The sequence below is a fragment of the Acinetobacter brisouioides genome, from assembly GCF_004331075.1.
Lineage (GTDB): Bacteria > Pseudomonadota > Gammaproteobacteria > Pseudomonadales > Moraxellaceae > Acinetobacter.
Map to the genome: position 1 here is coordinate 263,012 of NZ_SJNX01000003.1, position 14,191 is coordinate 277,202.

Genomic DNA, 14,191 nt, shown 5'->3' on the forward strand with positions numbered 1-14,191 from the left:
CTTGTGCAAAAGAAGTTTCCGCATAAAACCCCTCCAGCACATCCACCCTCTCCTCACTGTTCACTTCAAATCGGGCATTGGCAAAACCCACCTTAGCCACATGATCCAGTGCTTCCTGATAAAAGCCTGTATCTTTGCTTTGCTGGTCAATTTCTTTAGCAGTCCGAATCGCATCGTTTAGGCTGATGCCATCGCATAAAGTTAGATCAATGTAATACACTGGCTGGCGGTAGCTTTGCGTGGTGCTTTTGCCGCGCAGGATCAACTGCAACGGTAGGCAAGGAAGTAAATCCCCTGATGCCGCCGCATGGTAATAAGACAGTCATGCCGTCAAAGTGCGGATACTGTTAAAACCTGTGGTTCTAAAGATAAACGTACCAAATCCATCGCCATCATCCAGATTGACATGCAACCACCCATAAGGCTTGCAGTTCCCACCCTGTGCCAGTGGACATAAATCTGGCGATGGGCAGGGTGAACTACCACCACTCTCCTAGACAAATATCGTCTATTCTTTTTGCATAGGAGAGAACCTTATGAGTGGATAACGATATACCCCAGAATTTAAAGATGAAGCTGTTAAATTGATTACTGAACGTGGATATTCTGTCACTGATGTCGCAGAACGTCAGGTGTATCACAGCACAGCATTTATAAATAGCTAAAGGCATTACGCAACAACCCTGATGAACATGAACTGCTCGAGGCAAAGAAAGAAATCCTTCGCCTTAAAAGTCAGCTTAAACAGACTGAAGAGGAACGGGATATCCTAAAGTGAAAGCACTGCTTTCACGCCGCTTTGCAAGCCTACCCGAGTAAAGTATCAGTTTATACTGGAATACAGCCATCAATTTAAGATTAAAACGATGTGTCGGGTTCTTAAGATTGCGCGTGCTGGCTATTACACCTGGTTGCATGAACCTGAATCAGGTAGGACTATTGAAGATAAGCGGTTATTACAGCTCATCCGTTCCTCTTATGATGCCAGTTATGGCATCTATGGTTATCGTCGCATCACGCTGGATCTTAAAGAGCTAAGTGAAAGCTGTGGGCCTAATCGTGTGCTAAAGATCATGAAGAACAATGGTATTGCCGCTGTTCGAGGATATAAGAAGCATAAAAGTTGGTCGTGGTCGTCCTCAAATTGTACCACCTAACCATTTAAATCGAGAATTTGTTGTAAACACACCTGATACCTCGTGGGTGACTGATATAACTTACATTCGCACATGGCAAGGCTGGTTATATCTGGCTGTGGCTCTTGATTTATATTCAAGAAAAGTCATCGGTTGGTCAATGAAACCTACTCTTGCCAAAGATATTGTTTTGGATGCACTTCTCATGGCAGTGTGGCGACGTAGGCCTAATGAACCTGTGATCATACACTCAGACCAAGGCTCACAATACAGCAGCGGAGACTGGTAGAAATTTAGTCAGAAGCATAACTTAATACCCAGCATGAGCCGCAGAGGGAACTATTGGGATAATGCTGTTGCTGAATCTTTTTTTAGCAGCTTAAAGAAGGAAAGAATTAAAAAGAGGATCTATAAAACACGAGAAATGGCCCGTGCAGATGTGTTTGATTATATCGAGATGTTTTACAATCGAATCAGGCGTCATTCGCATCTCGATGGTATGAGTCCAGAAGCATTTGAGGCAGCTTCAAAATGAGGCTGTTTTATGTCTAGGATACTGGGAGCTGTCCACAGCATTATCCCAACAATTCCCTCGTCTAGACATACTTTGAATATAATTGTTTGTCAGTAATAGGATTCTAAAATCACGGCTGCAGTACTGACTGCTATTGAGATTTACTACAATCGAATTAGACGACATTCTGCAAATGGCTGGTTAAGCCCGGAAGTCTTTGAACAGAAATATTTTAAGAATTTAGAGGGATCGGCTGTCCACAATACTCTCTAGGATCAACTTCATAAATTTCATCATCTGTTGATTGACCCGTTTGACCTCATAGCGCTGCTGCACCAATGCCAAAGAGCTGGCAGCCATCTGTTCAATCTGTGCAGGCTGTTCAATCAGGCGCTGCATCGCTTGTGCCAGTGCATCGGCATCGCGGACAGGGACTTTAAAACCATTTTGCCCCTCAATCACCGTTTCCTTACAACCTGGTGCATCGGTGGTGATAATCGCACGACGCATCGCCATGGCTTCAAGCACCGAACGCGGAATGCCTTCACGGTAGGAGGGCAATACAAAAATATTGGCTTGGCAAATGGCTTGACGTACATCACTGAGTTTACCCCAATACTGAATCAAACCTGCGGCCATCCACGCTTCCAGATCGTCCTGAGCAATTGCAGCAGGGTTTTCATCAATCCAGCCGACCAGATGAAAATGTGCTGCAGGATAGCGCTGTTTGATTTGCTTGGCTGCGGCAATGTATTCATACACGCCTTTGTCTTTCAACAAACGTGCCACCATCAAAAAAATCGGCTGCGGTTGACCCTTTTCATCCAGTATTAAAGGCTGTGGGGCAAATTTTTCGGTATTCACGCCTGAGCCATTCACAATATAGGTTGGGATTCGCTGAGGTAAATGCTTCAGCTCACGCACCAAAGCCAAATCATCGGCATTTTGGAAAATCACCGCGCTGGCTTTACTCAAGGCAAAGCGAAAAATCTGGTTAAACAGACGTTTCACATATTTAAAACGACCTGCTGACTGATCATTCTGAAAGGCAAAGCCCAAACCGCTGAGTAAAATATAGCGTTCAGGCACTTTCGCTAGATACGCCGCAATCGTGCCATACAGAATCGGTTTAATGGTGTAGCTCAGAACTTTATTGGGACGTATGGCTTTAAGCTGCTGGTAAATTGCCAACATGGTTTTCGAGTCTGCGACAGGATTGGTACCCATTTTTTGTAATGGGTAACTGTGTAAAGCAAATCCCAATTTCTGAAAATACGCCTGATCTTCGGGATACAGCTCGATATTCGGCGCAAGAATGTGAATGGCATAGCCTTTCGCTGCAATGCTATTCAGCAGGTCACCCCGAAAATTTCGGACGGTATGCAGGTCGTTGGAAATAATGCAAAATTTCATAGATTACTTTGCCAAACCCTGTAAATGCTGCACATACCACGGCATGGCTTGTACAATGCCCTGAGCAATATTGAACTGCGGCTGATAGCCCAGCAAGGTTTGAATTTTTGAAATATCGGCTTGCGAATGGCGCACATCGCCTGCACGGAAATCACGATAGACAGCCGCCTGAGTATAATGCACCGCATTTTTCGCCAAGGTTTCAGTCAACATGGTAAACAGTTGATTTAAATCAGTTCGTCCACCAACAGCCACATTATAAATTTGATTGAGTGCAGCCGTGTTTTCAGTAGTCGCTGCCAACAGGTTTGCCTGTACTGCATTGGCAATATAGTTAAAGTCGCGACTGGTTGAGCCATCACCATTAATATACACCGTATCGCCCTGAATCATGGCAGCCGTCCATTTTGGAATCACCGCGGCATAAGCACCATCAGGCGTCTGGCGTTTACCAAAAATATTGAAATAACGCAGACCAATCGAATTAAAGCCATAACAACGCTGGAAAACACTAGCATACAACTCATTAACATATTTGGTCACGGCATACGGCGACAATGGATTGCCAATAATCTCTTCTTTTTTAGGCAAGGCAGGATGATCGCCATAAGTCGAACTACTGGCAGCATAGACAAAGTTTTTGACTTGGACCTCTTTGGCAGCCACCAACATATTCACAAAGCCCGAGATGTTGGAAGCATTGGTCGCAATCGGGTTTTCAATCGAACGTGGTACTGAACCAAGCGCCGCCTGATGCAACACATAATCCACACCTGCACACGCTGTTTGACAGTCTTCAAGGTTGCAAATATCACCCTGAATAAATTTGAAATTCTGCCATTGCTCAGCCGACACGGTAGCCTGCACTTCATCGAGATTGTGCTGAAAACCTGTCGAAAAGTTATCTAAGCCGACCACACGCTGACCCAGCAACAACAGTTGTTCCAGCAAATTTGAACCAATAAATCCCGCGACGCCTGTGACTAACCACGTTTTGGGTTGCTGTTGGAGTTGTTCACAACATTGTTGATATTGGCTCATGATGCTGTTCTCTCAGTACTGAGGTGATAAAGTGCCAACCATTGTTGCAGCATACTCTGCATGGAGTAATGCTGCTGAATGCGCTGACGGTTCTGCTGCCCCAATTGGGCTTTTTGTTCTGTCGACAATTGTAACGCTTGGACAAGTTTTTTGCTGAGCATTTCTGCGTTTTGTGGCGGAACCAGCCACTCAGGCTCACCCAACACTTCTTTTACGCCACCGCAATCGGTCGCCACCACCACACGTTCACAGCTCATGGCTTCTGCTACTACCAAGCCAAACCCTTCCCAAGCCGAGGACAGCACAAATACATCTGCCGCCGACAGCAATGCTGCAACATCATGCCGCACGCCCAGAAAACGGATCTGATCTGCCAAGTTCAACTGCTGCACCTGCTGTTCAAGTTCAGCGCGTTGCACCCCATCGCCCACAATCAATAACTGAGCTTTTGGCTGAGTTTGTTGGAGTAAGCGAAATGCCTGAATCAGGTTGGGATAATCTTTGGCTTGCATCAAACGCCCGACCGCCATCAATACAGGTGTCTCTGCTGAACAGCCCAGTTGCTGACGAAGCTGCTGACGTGCCAATGCAGAATATTGAAATTTTTGTGTATCAATGCCGTTGCTGACGGTGGTGCTTTTGGCTGCACTAAAGGCTTTTTGGGCAATAAAAAAATCGGTGGCTTCCTGACTGACATTGGTATTCAGATCACTATAACGGTCGGTCAAGCGGTACAACCACTGCCGTGCTTTACCTCCAATCGCCTTGCTGTGTGCAGTACAAATCAAATATGGAATCTGTGCCGAACGACGTAGCAAACGAGCAAATAAAATCGCATGGAACATGTGTGCATGTACCACATCGGGCTGAAACTGCTGCATGATCTGGGCAAAACGCTGGGCACTTTGCGAGAAGTTCGCCAGTGAATTTAAACCCAGTTGAATCAGTTCAATCTCGGCTTGCTGTGGTCGAACCTCAATTTCGCCACGCAAATAAGCGATTTTGACCTGATGCCCTGCCATAAACAGTTGATCAGCAAGACTGGTCACGACTTTTTCCGCACCACCCAAACCCAAGCCTGTAATCAGCAACAAAATTTTCATGGTCAAACTCGCTTAAGCTTGGGCAAACAGTTGCAGCCACTGTGCCACAATCTGCTCGGTGGAATACTGTTGCACATGTTGCTGATTGTATTGAGCAATCGTTTGATAATGCTCAGTATCCAAGCTCATCATCTGCGCTAATTTGTCACTCAAAGCCTGTACATTTTCAGCAGCAACCAATCGGTTTGGCGTGTTGGCCAAAATCTCACGTGGGCCAATCGGACAATCAAAAGCCACAATCGGCAAACCAAAGCTCAGAGCTTCAAGCAGCACCATGCCAAAGCCTTCAAAACGCGAGCTTAAACAATATACTGAAGCCTGTGCATAGTACGGTGCAACCTCGGGGGTCGCAGCCACCCAATCCACCGACTTTTCAATGCCAAGTTGTGTTGCCTGTTGTTTGAGAGCCTGCTCCTGCTCACCACTACCAACAATCCGCAGCGTCCAGTCAGGATACTTCGAGCTGAGCAATTGCCAGGCCTCAAGCAGCAAATCAAAACCTTTTTCAGAACGTAAGCGCCCAACCGCAAGCACCGTTTTATGGTTTTGACTCGGTAACTGTGTAGCAATCTGAAAAGGTGACGGATTGGCAATTGCTTGAATCTTCGCTGAGATTTTAGCAATGCCCTGCTGCCATAACTGTCGGTCATGTTCAGTTAAAGTCACCACCGCATCGGCATGGCGCGCTGCCCAGACACGCCCGACACGGCGCAAACGCAGACCTAAATCCACTTCAAAATTAAAATGTTCCCAGCAAATATGCTGTACCTTCAAACCAAACAAGGCAGGTACAGTAAAAATGCAGGAAATGCTGTCCACCACGACCAAATGCTGAATCTGCTGCTGCTGGACAAAACGGCGTATTTTCCAAATTGTCCCGAGTAAATGACTTTTCATCGACACAGGCTGTGGATAAAGTGCATGGTTTTCCACACGGGCATCCAAGGCAAAAAATGGACGCTCACCTTGTGATAAATTCAGAATACACACCTGCTGTCCCTGTGCAGCTAAGGCATTGGCGACCAGTGTCGTAACGCGCTCGGTTCCACCTGCAAGGTTGAGATTGCCAATCAGAAAGCAAATTTTGCCGATCATTTTTTCAGACCCAAACGGCGCAAGGTACGGTCAAACAATAAAAATGCCACGCCATAATGGAAAAACAGACGATTCCCACGGTTACGGATCATCTCTTCATTGAGTGGATGCTGACGCATTTGCTGTTTTAAAGTTTTCCAGCGCTGCTGCGCCGCGCTGATTCCATCGGCATTCAAGACATCCATAATATGCGACTGGCTAATCGCAATCATGGTTGCCACCAGTTCAGGATGCTGTTCAATACGTTCTAAATAAAACAGCGGCACGCCACCCAAATCATCAATATTTTTACGGGATTTGGTCGCGGTAATGCCTTGCGGATTGATACGGTAATTGATCAACACTTCAGGGCTGAAATAAGCGGTTTTTGCTGCGAAAAATAACAACGGTGTGGTGTAGGCATCTTCATAGTTTTTGCCCACAGGAAAGCGAATGTCTTTAAATAACTCGCGTTTATAGACCCGCAGCCATGCAAACCAAGCCGAACGGTTGGACAGTTCCAGTAAAATGTCCTGATTAAGGGTTTGCAAACCTTGCTTGGACATACGGTGTAAAAACGGAATGGTATTGCCTTGGTCATCCACCCGTTGCACTGCAAATTGCACAATGTCGGCATCGGTCTGAATGCCTTTAAACACTTCAGCAAAATACTGCAGATTGAGATAATCATCTGAATCTAAAAACGCTACATACTCGCCTTGCGCCTCTCCAATCCCTGTATTACGTGCCCCACTCAAGCCCTGATTTTTTTGTCGAACAATACGAAATTGCTGCTGTACCGTTTCAGGCTGCTGTGCCAAAAACTGCTGCGCTTTGGCAACCGACTGGTCTGGACTACCATCATCGACCACAATCACCTCAACCCCAGGCACAGGCAACTGCTGGCAGATACTGGTCAGGCATTGTTCAATGTATTTTTCGACATTATAAACAGGGATGATCAAGCTCAGCTTCATCGGAGTATTCTCAGCGTTTTAAATAGGTAGACGGTTTAAAGATACGAATATGCGTGTCTAAAATTAAACCCTGCTTATAAAAGTAATTAAACAGCGTTAAAGACAAAATTTCTGTGGCGAGAATCGCAAAAATCGCCCCATACAAGGCAAAATAATGAATCGCCAAGAAGGTCACGATGACATTAAATGCAACCAGAGTCATGGTCTTATGATGCAAATAATCATAGGCATTGAACTTGATCAGATACTTTTCTGCTACGGTCGACATGCCTGAAAACAGGGTCACGAACACTGCAATAATCAGAATATCATTGACCTGCTGATAGGCAGCACCATACAACCACTGGATAATCCAGTGCCCGAACAACGCGAAAAATACCGCAGCCGAAGACGCAATCACGATAACCATCAAGTTTAAACGTGCCACCATGTTCTGGCTGCGTTCAAAGTCTTTTTCCGCATAAATCTGGGTTAAAAAAGAGGAAATAAAAGCATTTAAAACAAAATAAAAACTGCTACCAAGGGTCATTGCCACCGAATAAATCCCCAGATCATGCTGTGACTTCATCCCCAAAAACAGTTGCGAGGTCTTGGTAAAAATCGCAATCGACAATGTATACAGCACCAGTTTGCGTCCGACTTTCAGCACATAGCCGCGATACTGCTGTAACCGATCGGCAATACGCTGAGGATTACTCAATTTTTTACGCGCAAAAATCATCCGACGCATCAAAAATGGCACCAGCGTCACCAACACAATCGGAATACTTAAATAGCTGACAGGCAACTGCAATTCAGCAATGCCATAACGCACAATCAGGCTGACCAAAATCGCGGTGACATTGCAGATGGTATTAAAACGTGACTGCAAAGTGGCATTGAAATAAATGCTATATGCCGTGTCATGCAGAGAAAAATACACCCCGATACAGGCAGCCACCGAAAAAATAAAGGTTAGTGGATCAACAGTTAAATACAGATACAACAGCACCAGACTGGCAAAGACCGCAAAAAACAGGTTGCGTAAAGTACGCGTGGCAAAAATGATGTGTTCGCCTGTTTTGCGGTTTTGACTAGTTTTTTGGAAAATCAGGTTGTCTGAGCCAAACAACGATACCGTTTGCACAATTGCAAAAATCGAGGTGGCAAAAGTCAGCTTCCCGAAATTGGCAGGGCCAATATAACGTGCCACAAACGAGGTCACGAAAATTAATCCAAAAATGGACAACAGCTTTTCAGCCATCATCCACAATGAATTGAGATAGACTTTTTTACTCATGATGCCGCTTACAGACGGATGTCCACACAGTCTTTATCGAGCACATATTTCAAGTCATACAGCACAAAATTGGCTTTACACATTTTGGCAATATCGTCACGGCTTAACTGTTTAAACTGCTGATGAGCAACGGCTAACACCACCGCATCATAGTAATGGTTTTTCGGCTGATCAGTCAGTTCCAAACCATATTCATGCTGCACTTCGGCAGCATCGACCCACGGATCATACACATCGGCCTGAATGTGGTATTCCTGCAATTCATGAATAATATCAATGATGCGAGTGTTGCGGATATCTGGACAGTTTTCTTTAAAGCTCAGACCCAGTACCAAGACTTTTGCGCCTTCGACCTGAATACGCTTTTTCACCATGGTTTTGACCAGTTGCGTCACCACATAAGCACCCATACTGTCATTTAGACGGCGACCCGCCAAAATAATTTCAGGATGATAACCAATTGCCTGCGCTTTATGGGTTAAATAGTACGGATCAACCCCAATACAGTGCCCACCCACCAGACCTGGACGGAATGGTAAGAAGTTCCACTTGGTGCCTGCGGCTTTGAGCACATCTTCGGTGTCGATGCCCATTTTATTGAAAATCAACGCCAGTTCATTGATGAGTGCAATATTGACATCGCGCTGGGTGTTTTCAATGACCTTTGCCGCTTCAGCGACTTTAATACTCGGAGCTTTGTGTGTACCTGCGGTGATAATCAGGTTATAGACTTCATCGACATAATCGGCAATTTCAGGGGTTGAACCCGAAGTAATTTTTAAAATATTAGTGACGCGGTGTTCTTTGTCGCCTGGGTTAATGCGCTCTGGGCTATAACCTGCATAGAAATCCTGATTAAAGATGAGACCTGACACTTTTTCCAGTACAGGAATACACACTTCTTCGCTCGCTCCCGGATACACGGTCGACTCGTATACCACGATATCGCCTTTTTTCAGGACTCGACCAATACTTTCTGAGGCTTTCACCAACGGGGTTAAGTCAGGCTGTTTATACTGGTCAATCGGCGTCGGGACAGTCACGATAAAGAAGTTACAATCCTGTAAATCATCAATCTGGGTGGTATAGCTTAAATGGCTTGCCTGTTGTAATTCTTCTGGCGAGGTTTCCAAAGTATGATCCTGACCGCTTCGAAGTTCATCAATACGCTTTTGTTGAATATCGAACCCGACTGTTGCGACAGTTTTACCAAATTCGACAGCCAGAGGGAGTCCCACATAGCCTAAACCAACAATCGCGATTTTGAGTTGATCTCGTTGCAACATAGACAGTCCGATCCTAATCAATAAAGTAAAAGAGGATCATAATGGATGATCCTTACAGGCTGACTAATATAACAGAAATCAGACTGATTTTTCGGATAAAAAAGCGAGTTCGAGCTTTAGTACCGGCTGGCTTTATTTACAGATTTAAAACACGTTTTTGGTCAGATTAGGCGGTTACTTCACACAAAAAACATACCGTTTGTTTACAATCCATTATATGCTTAGAGCCACCAATGCCTGCATGATCAGGCAAGCTGTTTTAATCAAATAAAATTGGATTCCTCTTATGAGTAAAGCCTTACCCGTTGCTGTTGCAGTTATTTTAGGCGGCGCTGCACTTGTTCCTGTTTTTTATGCATCTCAACACCCTGCTCCAGCAAAGACCCATCGCGCATCAGCAGGCACGTCATCTGAACCGAAAAAGGTTCTGAGCTATATGCAAGGCTACCAAATGGGTGGTCAGGTTTCTCCTGAAATGGATATTGACGGTTTTGCCCAAGGTCTGCGTGACGCTCGCGAACACAAACCGCACGCTTACAACGATCAGCAAGTTAAAGAAGCTATCGTTAATTATCAAAAAGAATTACAAGGCAAGCTGACCAACTTGCAACAACAGAACAAAACTTTCCTTGCTGAAAACGGCAAGAAAGCTGGCGTAAAAACCACAGCTTCTGGTTTGCAATATGAAATCATCAAACAAGGTACAGGCAAACAGGCGACTGCCAATTCAACTGTAAAAGTGAATTATGAAGGCAAACTGGTTGACGGTACGGTCTTTGACAGCAGCTATGCGCGCGGTGAACCGGCTGAATTCCCACTTGCAGGTACGATTCCAGGCTGGATTGAAGGGATTCCATTGCTCAAAGAAGGTGGCAGCATCATGCTTTACGTTCCAGCCAAACTGGCTTATGGTGAACAAGGTAACCAAACCATTCCACCAAATAGCGTATTGATCTTCAAGGTCGATTTACTTGCTGTGAAATAATCAAAACAATGGAAAGTCACTAGGGTCTGTTGAGGTTTCGCAGGCGTCTGCGACGACAGCTATTTTTTGAGTATTTCGAGGCAAGAACGATGAAATTTAGTGATTCTAAATAAATCATTATTAACCAAGAAATACTCAAAATAACCGAGTTGCCACGGATTAGGGCTAAAACTTGGTTATGAAACTCGACAATGGAATCACCATTGCTTTCGTTCCATGTCTGGTTTAAGTCATTTTGCCAATAACGTAGGACATAGATGAAATATCAATAAACCCTGCTCTCCATTTGTATTTTAGGAAGATGATAATGAAAAAAATCCTGAGCTTTGTGTGTATCTTCTCTTGTTTATCCACGCCCGTATGGGCAGCCAGCGCCATTGATGCCAATAGCTCGCTTAGCACACAAGCAGGTTATAGTTTTGGCTATCTTTTGGGAAAAAGTAATGCTGAAGCTATACAAGGGCTCGATTTAAATGCCTTTGTTCAGGGCTTGACTGCTGCATCGCACAACCAAAACCCTGCATTATCAGAACAGGAAATGGCAAATGCCTTGGCGCTTTATAAAAAACAAGCTGAAGCCAAAGACCTTTTGCAACATCAGCAGCAAGCTCAAATCAATGCTAAAGCTGGCGCTGATTTTTTAGCCAACAATGCCCACCAAGCTGGCGTAGTGACTACTGCCTCAGGTCTGCAATATCAAGTGATCAAAGCAGGTCAAGGCAAAAGCCCAAGCAAAAATAGTACAGTTGAAATCAACTATGAAGGTCGGCTGATTGACGGCACCGTTTTCGATAGCTCAATTGCCCGTGAACAGGCGGCTGATTTTCGAGTCAGTGAAGTGGTCAGCGGCTTGGCCGAAGGTTTACTGACCATGAAAGAAGGCGGTAAAACCCGCTTCTTTATTCCAGCCAAACTGGGTTATGGTGAAATTGGTGCTGGCGATGCCATCGGCCCCAACAGCACCCTGATTTTTGATGTAGAGCTGCTTAAAATTAAATAAAGAATTAAAAAATCAGTTAAAAAAAACCGACATCTTAATGTCGGTTTTTTTATATTTAATGCTCAGGACGGAGGTGTCGCGGGCGAAAGCCTGAAAGCAATAAACCAATCGTATAGGTAGCCGCTCCAACCACGCACAGTGCTGTTAGCTCTACGATTTTCATCCATGTAGACAAATGCCCGTCGTATAGATGTAAACCATACGCCAGTGCGCCAGCCATACATAAATTGGCAAAGCCATACTGTGCAAAAATCTTTTTCCAGTGTGCACCAAAACGGTAAATATTGCGCTTATGTAAGTAGTAATACAGCATCCCTGCATTGACGAATGCCGAACCTGAAGATGCAATTCCAAGTGCCATATGCTCAGCATGCCAGTGAATGGATTTAAAGAAGCTAATCAAAATCACGTTTAAAATCGCATTGGCAGCAACCGCCATTAAGCCCACACGAACTGGGGTTTTGGTATCTTGCTGGGCATAAAAACCAGGAGCAAACACCTTAATCAGCATAAATGCCAATACACCACCACTCATACACTGCAATGCCAGTGAGGTCATGTGGGTGTCTTCTGCGGTAAACTCACCACGTTGGAACAAGGTCTGGATAATCGGCGTTGACAACATAAATAGAGCCACACTAGCAGGCACACCCACCATGATGATGACACGTGCAGCCCAGTCAATCATGCCACGAAAGCGTTCGAGGTCTTGCTCAGCATGACGCGCTGACAATGACGGTAAAATTACTGTACCAATCGCCACGCCAATTAAACCCAGTGGCAACTCAGTCATACGCTCGGCGCTATACAACCATGACACCGAACCACTTTGCATGAATGATGCCCAAATGGTATTCAGCAACAGATTGATTTGCGTCACCGACACGCCAAACAGTGCAGGCAGCATCAGCTTGAGAATACGCTCCACCCCTTCGTGTTTGAAATCGATGCGTGGTGGAATCAGCAATTTCTTGCGCCACAACTCAGGAATCTGGATGGTGAGCTGAATAAAGCCCGCTGCCAGCACCGCCCAGCCCAATGACATGATTGGGGTTTGCAGATACGGCGTTAGCCACCATGCCCCTGCGATCATCACCAGATTCAGCAAAACTGGAGAAAACGCTGGACTAAAAAATGCGCCGTAACTGTTCAGGATACTGCTGGCAAATGCCGTCAGTGACATAAACATCAAATACGGAATAGTCAAACGAAACATTTCAACCGCTTGTGCGAACTTGTCGGGATCATTGTGGAAACCTGGCGCATAGATATACACCACGGCAGGCGCGATGATCATGGCGAGCAAGGTAATCGACGACATCACCACCAGCAGGCAGCCAAACACCCGACTAATCAGGATTTGCACTTCTGCATGTAAACGTCCGGTTTTGTACTCAGTCAAAATCGGAATGAAGGCTTGGGAAAATGCACCTTCGGCAAACAGTCGCCTGAAAAAATTGGGAATGCGAAATGCAACTACAAAGACGTCGAATTCTTTGCCTGCACCAAACACGTTCAGCAACACCATGTCACGCACCAGTCCCAACACACGGGACAGCATGGTCATTGCACTCACGATAAAGGTCGACCGCCAAAGCGCCATCGCTTACACCTAAGTCAAATTGGAAGTGGCTATTTTAATGAAAAGCCCAAACAATTTCGTTATTAATTCTTCAATTTCTGTGATTTTCTTTGTGTAACAATTCTCGAAAATCTGCCCAGTGAAAATGCATCCCTGGATCGGTTTTACGCTGCGGTGCAATATCGGAATGCCCCGCAATATGCTGCTGAATCTGCGGATAAGCTCGCTGCAAAGCTGATACAACCTGTGCAAGCACCTGATATTGTACAGATTCAAATGGGAGGTCATCACTGCCTTCCAGTTCAATCCCAATCGAATAATCATTACATTCAGGCACACCCAAATAGCTCGAACGCCCAGCATGCCATGCCCGATCATTAAAATTGACAAATTGCAGGACTTCACCTGTTCTTAGTATTAAAAGATGTGCTGAAACCTGCATACCTTTAATGGTTTGAAAATACGGATGTGCATTCCAGTCCAGTTGATTTTGAAAAAACTGCTGAATGTAACCTCCTCCAAATTGCGAAGGCGGTAAACTGATATTATGAATCACCACTAGCCGAATCTGCGTTTGAGCAGGACGCTGATTAAAATTCGGGGAAGGCAACTGCTGTGCACCGTGTAACACGCCATCCATTACTTTAAATTTTGTCTGGTTTTGCATCTTCACTCCCGCATTAAATCACATGCAAGCATTTTAACTGACCCAGACCTGAACTGCGTAACTTAAAAATCCAAGCTCCGAGCATCTCGTTATTTTTTACTTTTTACCAGAGGTTGATTAACATACCCCTAGTT

The 14,191-nt window shown here is 45.1% G+C and carries 11 protein-coding genes and 2 pseudogenes; 3 read left to right on the plus strand and 10 right to left on the minus strand.

The genetic code is table 11. The features are described 5' to 3' along the window. Positions 1 to 21: 21 nt before the first annotated feature. A pseudogene (locus E0H77_RS06230) lies at positions 22 to 475 on the minus strand (recombination directionality factor); the annotation flags it as partial. Between the two features lie 109 nt (positions 476 to 584). Here E0H77_RS06230 and E0H77_RS06235 point away from each other — a divergent pair. Continuing rightward, positions 585 to 1,671: pseudogene (locus E0H77_RS06235) on the plus strand (IS3 family transposase). A gap of 219 nt (positions 1,672 to 1,890) precedes the next feature. Here E0H77_RS06235 and E0H77_RS06245 read toward each other — a convergent pair. The 7 genes from E0H77_RS06245 to tviB are packed head-to-tail and all read right to left on the minus strand — an operon-like array spanning position 1,891 to position 9,823. Then, positions 1,891 to 3,063: a glycosyltransferase family 4 protein gene (locus E0H77_RS06245; protein WP_131375882.1), complete on the minus strand. Its 1,173-nt coding sequence runs from the start codon at positions 3,061 to 3,063 to the stop codon at positions 1,891 to 1,893. Positions 3,064 to 3,066: 3 nt separating this feature from the next. After that, complete coding sequence (locus E0H77_RS06250; protein ID WP_131375884.1) at positions 3,067 to 4,104, minus strand: NAD-dependent epimerase/dehydratase family protein; 1,038 nt, start codon at positions 4,102 to 4,104, stop codon at positions 3,067 to 3,069. Further along, positions 4,101 to 5,207 (minus strand): glycosyltransferase, encoded by a 1,107-nt coding sequence (locus E0H77_RS06255; protein WP_131375886.1) that lies wholly within the window; start codon positions 5,205 to 5,207, stop codon positions 4,101 to 4,103. The genes E0H77_RS06250 and E0H77_RS06255 overlap by 4 nt, the downstream gene beginning before the upstream one ends. Before the next feature lie 12 nt (positions 5,208 to 5,219). Beyond that, positions 5,220 to 6,302, minus strand: coding sequence for a glycosyltransferase family 4 protein (locus tag E0H77_RS06260; RefSeq protein WP_131375888.1), 1,083 nt, complete (start codon positions 6,300 to 6,302; stop codon positions 5,220 to 5,222). After that, on the minus strand, positions 6,299 to 7,258 hold the full coding sequence (locus E0H77_RS06265; RefSeq protein WP_131375889.1) for a glycosyltransferase family 2 protein: 960 nt from the start codon (positions 7,256 to 7,258) through the stop codon (positions 6,299 to 6,301). Before E0H77_RS06265 ends, E0H77_RS06260 begins: the two co-directional genes overlap by 4 nt. A gap of 10 nt (positions 7,259 to 7,268) precedes the next feature. Then, positions 7,269 to 8,537, minus strand: coding sequence for an oligosaccharide flippase family protein (locus tag E0H77_RS06270; RefSeq protein WP_131375890.1), 1,269 nt, complete (start codon positions 8,535 to 8,537; stop codon positions 7,269 to 7,271). An 8-nt stretch (positions 8,538 to 8,545) separates the two neighbouring features. Beyond that, the gene (gene tviB / locus E0H77_RS06275) at positions 8,546 to 9,823 is read right to left on the minus strand and encodes a Vi polysaccharide biosynthesis UDP-N-acetylglucosamine C-6 dehydrogenase TviB (protein WP_131375891.1); all 1,278 of its coding nucleotides are present in this window, start codon (positions 9,821 to 9,823) and stop codon (positions 8,546 to 8,548) included. Positions 9,824 to 10,109: 286 nt separating this feature from the next. On the opposite strand from tviB, the gene E0H77_RS06280 reads away from it, so the two are divergent. Next, positions 10,110 to 10,808, plus strand: a complete 699-nt coding sequence (locus tag E0H77_RS06280) for an FKBP-type peptidyl-prolyl cis-trans isomerase (RefSeq protein WP_131375892.1) — start codon at positions 10,110 to 10,112, stop codon at positions 10,806 to 10,808. Between the two features lie 307 nt (positions 10,809 to 11,115). Next, positions 11,116 to 11,808, plus strand: a complete 693-nt coding sequence (locus E0H77_RS06285) for an FKBP-type peptidyl-prolyl cis-trans isomerase (protein WP_131375893.1) — start codon at positions 11,116 to 11,118, stop codon at positions 11,806 to 11,808. A 55-nt stretch (positions 11,809 to 11,863) separates the two neighbouring features. On the opposite strand, the gene murJ is transcribed toward E0H77_RS06285, so the two are convergent. Both murJ and ampD read right to left on the minus strand, forming a co-directional pair. Then, positions 11,864 to 13,411, minus strand: a complete 1,548-nt coding sequence (murJ, locus tag E0H77_RS06290) for a murein biosynthesis integral membrane protein MurJ (protein ID WP_131375894.1) — start codon at positions 13,409 to 13,411, stop codon at positions 11,864 to 11,866. Between the two features lie 70 nt (positions 13,412 to 13,481). Continuing rightward, on the minus strand, positions 13,482 to 14,057 hold the full coding sequence (gene ampD / locus E0H77_RS06295; protein WP_131375895.1) for a 1,6-anhydro-N-acetylmuramyl-L-alanine amidase AmpD: 576 nt from the start codon (positions 14,055 to 14,057) through the stop codon (positions 13,482 to 13,484). Between the last annotated feature and the right edge of the window lie 134 nt (positions 14,058 to 14,191).

Excerpts from the sequence above, each read along its gene's own strand:
- E0H77_RS06280 (WP_131375892.1), top strand. The coding sequence starts at position 10,110 with ATGAGTAAAGCCTTACCCGTTGCTGTTGCAGTTATTTTAGGCGGCGCT.
- E0H77_RS06265 (WP_131375889.1), bottom strand. The coding sequence starts at position 7,258 with ATGAAGCTGAGCTTGATCATCCCTGTTTATAATGTCGAAAAATACATT.
- murJ (WP_131375894.1), bottom strand. The coding sequence starts at position 13,411 with ATGGCGCTTTGGCGGTCGACCTTTATCGTGAGTGCAATGACCATGCTG.
- E0H77_RS06260 (WP_131375888.1), bottom strand. The coding sequence starts at position 6,302 with ATGATCGGCAAAATTTGCTTTCTGATTGGCAATCTCAACCTTGCAGGT.
- E0H77_RS06270 (WP_131375890.1), bottom strand. The coding sequence starts at position 8,537 with ATGAGTAAAAAAGTCTATCTCAATTCATTGTGGATGATGGCTGAAAAG.
- E0H77_RS06255 (WP_131375886.1), bottom strand. The coding sequence starts at position 5,207 with ATGAAAATTTTGTTGCTGATTACAGGCTTGGGTTTGGGTGGTGCGGAA.
- E0H77_RS06245 (WP_131375882.1), bottom strand. The coding sequence starts at position 3,063 with ATGAAATTTTGCATTATTTCCAACGACCTGCATACCGTCCGAAATTTT.
- tviB (WP_131375891.1), bottom strand. The coding sequence starts at position 9,823 with ATGTTGCAACGAGATCAACTCAAAATCGCGATTGTTGGTTTAGGCTAT.
- ampD (WP_131375895.1), bottom strand. The coding sequence starts at position 14,057 with ATGCAAAACCAGACAAAATTTAAAGTAATGGATGGCGTGTTACACGGT.
- E0H77_RS06285 (WP_131375893.1), top strand. The coding sequence starts at position 11,116 with ATGAAAAAAATCCTGAGCTTTGTGTGTATCTTCTCTTGTTTATCCACG.
- E0H77_RS06250 (WP_131375884.1), bottom strand. The coding sequence starts at position 4,104 with ATGAGCCAATATCAACAATGTTGTGAACAACTCCAACAGCAACCCAAA.